Genomic DNA, 2125 nt, shown 5'->3' with positions numbered 1-2125 from the left:
CTCGGCCAACGCCAATTCGTCAACGAGCCCGCCACGCGCACAGTTGATGATGCGCACGCCACGCGCGGTCTTCGCCAGCGCTTCACGCGAGATGATGTTGCGCGTCGCATCCGTCAGCGGCGTGTGCAGGGTGATCAGCTCGGCGCGGGCCAGGAGCTCCTCCAGCTCGACCTTCTCGACCCCCAGCTCGATGGCGCGCTCGGCCGACAGGAAGGGGTCGTAGGCCACCACCTTCATCTTCAGCCCCAGCGCCCGGTCGGCGACGATGGAGCCGATGTTGCCGGCCCCGATCAGGCCCAGGGTCTTGGCGTAGAGCTCCACGCCCATGAAGCGGTTCTTCTCCCACTTGCCGGCCTGGGTGGAGACGTCGGCGGCGGGCAGCTGGCGGGCCAGCGCGAACATCATGGCGATGGCGTGCTCGGCGGTGGTGATCGAATTGCCGAACGGCGTGTTCATCACCACGATCCCGGCGGCGGTGGCGGCCGGGATGTCGACGTTGTCCACGCCGATGCCGGCGCGGCCGATGACCTTCAGGGCGCCGGCGGCGGCGATCACGTCCTTGTCGGCCTTGGTGGCCGAGCGGACGGCCAGGCCGTCGTAGTCGCCGATGATCTTGAGGAGTTCGTCCTTGGATAGGCCGGTCTTCACGTCGGCGTCGACGCCGCGTTGCTTGAAGATGTCGATGGCGGCGGGGCTGAGCTTGTCGGCGATCAGTACGCGGGGCATGGGATGTCCTTGGCGAATGGGGGTCGCCCCCTCCGCCGCTTCGTGGTCCCCCTCCTTCTCAGGGGGAGGATCGGGCCACGCTCCCCCTGAGGGGGGAGCTGTCGCGAAGCGACTGAGGGGGACTAGATCAGGCGGCTTGCAGTTCGGCGGCGACGGTGGCGAAGGCCCAGTCGAGCCAGGGCGTCAGGGCCTCCAGGTCGGAGGCCTCCACCGTGGCGCCGCACCAGATGCGCAGGCCGGCCGGGGCGTCGCGGTAGCCCGCGATGTCCAGCGCCACGCCTTCCTTCTCCAGCACCGCGGCCAGCTTCTTGGCGAAGTCGGCCTGGGCGTCGTCGGAGAGGGCGGTGATCCGTGGGTCCACCACCTTCAGGCACACCGAGGTGTTGGAGCGGATGGCCTTGTCCTCGGCGAGAAAGCCCGCCCAGGACGTACGCTCCACCCAGCTTTCCAGCACGGCCAGGTTGCCGTCGGCGCGGCGGGCGAGCTCGGCCAGGCCGCCGATGGAGGCGGCCCATTTCAGGGCGTCGAGATAGTCCTCCACGCACAGCATCGAAGGCGTGTTGATGGTCGAGCCCTCGAAGATCTCGAGGTTGACCTTGCCGCCCTTGGTCATGCGGAACAGCTTCGGCATCGGCCACGGCGGCGAATAGCTTTCCAGCCGGGCCACGGCGCGCGGCGACAGGATCAGCACGCCGTGCGCGGCCTCGCCGCCCAGCGCCTTCTGCCAGGAGAAGGTCACCACATCGAGCTTCGACCAGTCGAGGGCCTGGGCGAAGCAGGCGCTGGTGGCGTCGCAGATCGTCAGGCCTTCGCGGTCGGCGGCGATGAAGTCGGCGTCCGGCACGCGTACGCCCGAGGTGGTGCCGTTCCAGGTGAACACCAGGTCGGCGTCCTTGCGCACCTTCGTCAGGTCGGGAAGCCGGCCGTAGGGCGCATCCAGCGTCTCAGCCGGGATCTTCAGCTGCTTGACGACGTCGGTGACCCAGTCCTTGCCGAAACTCTCGAACGCCAGGAGCTGCACGGGCCTGGGTCCCAGCAGCGACCATAGCGCCATCTCCACCGCCCCGGTGTCGGAACCCGGCACGATGCCGATCAGGAAGTCCTGCGGGACCTCCAGCACCTGGCGCGTGCGGTCGATGGCGTCCTTGAGGCGCGCCTTGCCGAGCTTGGAGCGGTGCGAGCGTCCGAGGACGGCGCCTTGCAGATTTTGGGGGGTCCATCCGGGGCGCTTGGCGCAGGGGCCGGACGAAAATTCAGGTCGCGCCGGCCGCATGGCCGGCTTCGCAGGCGTCGTCATAGCGATGTCTCCCATCCTTGCAGATGAGCAGCGCCCCGTTGGGAGGGCGTGGCCCGCGGCGCAGAGGCCCGGTTCGCGGCCGAAAAGCAAGTGAAACTTTTT

2 protein-coding genes are annotated in these 2125 nt (G+C 68.7%); both read right to left on the bottom strand.

The window, feature by feature from the left end:
• The coding region (locus VGL30_RS01195; protein ID WP_331535928.1) for an NAD(P)-dependent oxidoreductase at window positions 1-726 on the bottom strand (726 nt) is incomplete at its 3' end.
• Between the two features lie 127 nt (window positions 727-853).
• The gene (locus VGL30_RS01190) at window positions 854-2023 is read right to left on the bottom strand and encodes a phosphoserine transaminase (protein ID WP_331535926.1); all 1170 of its coding nucleotides are present in this window, start codon (window positions 2021-2023) and stop codon (window positions 854-856) included.
• Between the last annotated feature and the right edge of the window lie 102 nt (window positions 2024-2125).

It is taken from the genome of Phenylobacterium sp., assembly GCF_036502675.1.
Taxonomy (GTDB): Bacteria; Pseudomonadota; Alphaproteobacteria; order Caulobacterales; family Caulobacteraceae; genus Phenylobacterium.
The sequence above is the reverse complement of the archived record's forward strand: the minus strand, read 5'-3'. Positions and strand labels throughout refer to the sequence as shown.

Bases quoted from the DNA above. Each gene is read 5' to 3' on its own strand.
- VGL30_RS01190 (WP_331535926.1), bottom strand. From the start codon at position 2,023: ATGACGACGCCTGCGAAGCCGGCCATGCGGCCGGCGCGACCTGAATTT.